Here is a 1727-nt window from a genome sequence, read left to right as displayed (position 1 = left end):
GGGGGCAAACAAGATTCTATCAATATCCAAGCATCATCAGAAATGTCGTAACGTGCCACTATTTTGTTCCTGCATCGAAATCAATCAGATAATAATACTATTAATTGATATTAAGGGACACAGCCTAATTCCTTTAGCAACCCCAGGAGCTGCTGAAATCCCCACTTGACCCATAATCTTCACGATTTCCTGGGTGGTTTCTTCTGAGCCGCCGGTGACTTGAGCACGATGGAGTACTAAATTGCGGGACGCATCAATATTCGACATCGCACCGCGTAAATCTGCCCATTCCCGCACTTCTGCCGGTGTGAGGGAATCCAGTCCCTGCATTCTGGCTTTTTCCTGAATTTCACTCATCCGGGTGCTGTAATCACCTTGCAATGCCCGCAACTCTTTGGCAACGGCAACGCACTGGTCAGCCCCTGAACACGTTGTTATCCTCTCTTGAACCTTGTCGTATTCCTGTCGGTATTTATCCCTAACGGCAGAACGGCAACTGCTATCACCCTGACAATTAACCAGTTCCTCACTGCGCGATTGGTTCTTCTCCACACTTAGGTGGTTGTTGTCCACAACAACGCATTCCATTGCGAAGTTGATTACCGAACTCCGATTTCCCCAATGCCCTCAGTCAGTTACAATCCGTTTTTTCCAGTGTGGTTTGAGGCTCGACCCACAACGCCCCGACGCGACTTTTTAGACCGATAAGTAACTTTACTTGACGCTGTTAAAAGGCAGTGCCTAAGAGCTGAGTATTTCCCTATATGGCTATTAACTGAATTGAGTTCTATTCCGGTGGGTTGATGCTGAAAGCTATAAAGTGAAATAGTCGTTCAAACAATTTCAGAAGAAATCTTGCCTCTTAAACTAGATGTCCGTTCAAGAGGCAGGAAATTACTTGAAATTATCCTATATTGGTTAAAATATTTTTGATTATAGATGTTACTGATTCATCTAGCCTTTTTTCATCGACTGTATAGATCAATAGCTCTATCTCATTCTCTGCATCAAATAAAATTGTGCGAAGCCACTTTTCTTCAAGTGCAACTATTTGATTTTCTGCTTTATAAATCTCTGACTGAATATCCTGTATTGTTATCTTTCCTTCAAGAAAGCTCCTACAAGCTCCTTTCAGACACTCAATTACTTCAGGGTAGATCCAATCATTCATTTCACACTCCTACGAAGGATCGTAACAATTACATTACCATTTTTTTCAGTCACGACACCAACATCACCATTCCAATATGTTGTCCGGGTAACACCATTAACAACACTGTTTTGTGGAGTACCAGTTTTAATTACATGATCTACAATGTTGGGCGTCACATTTCTACCAGGTCCGGTTGTTCCTGCTGGTGAACCAAGACCAGAAGGTTGCATTCTATCCACAGCATGTTGTGAATAAAGACGATCACCAATTTTGGCGTATTGCCGTCCATCAACAGTAGTTTTTTGATAATGTTGCCATGAATTCCACTCTAATTTTTCAGAAGGAGTTGTCGTCTTATTTCCAGTAATATTTTTATCAGCTAGAGAGCTTCCTTTCCCCTCAATGACGTCTGTCGACTGATACTTACTTAAAGACAAAAACGCTTTCGCTGCCGCAAACTGTATCAGCTTTGCTTCACTGGTAGGTATGCCACCGGCAACAATTTCCGCCGCCTTTTGCGGTGTCATCTGCTCATTTGATAACACGACATCCAATGGAACACCAAAGAAGTTCC

General features: G+C 42.6%; 2 protein-coding genes and 1 pseudogene. All 3 read right to left on the bottom strand.

The annotated features are described in order from the left end of the window. Positions 1-84: 84 nt before the first annotated feature. A complete protein-coding gene (locus EAE89_RS22755; protein WP_244866743.1) occupies positions 85-588 on the bottom strand; it encodes a hypothetical protein in 504 nt (167 codons plus the stop codon). 316 nt (positions 589-904) lie between these two features. Further along, positions 905-1171, bottom strand: coding sequence for a hypothetical protein (locus EAE89_RS22750; protein ID WP_036773806.1), 267 nt, complete (start codon positions 1169-1171; stop codon positions 905-907). Continuing rightward, positions 1168-1727: pseudogene (locus EAE89_RS23875) on the bottom strand (hypothetical protein); the annotation flags it as partial. The pseudogene EAE89_RS23875 and the gene EAE89_RS22750, both read right to left, overlap by 4 nt.

The organism is Photorhabdus heterorhabditis, assembly GCF_018448905.1.
Taxonomy (GTDB): domain Bacteria; phylum Pseudomonadota; class Gammaproteobacteria; order Enterobacterales; family Enterobacteriaceae; genus Photorhabdus; species Photorhabdus heterorhabditis.
Note: the sequence above shows the minus strand (reverse complement) of the source record. Positions and strands in the feature narration are given on the sequence as shown.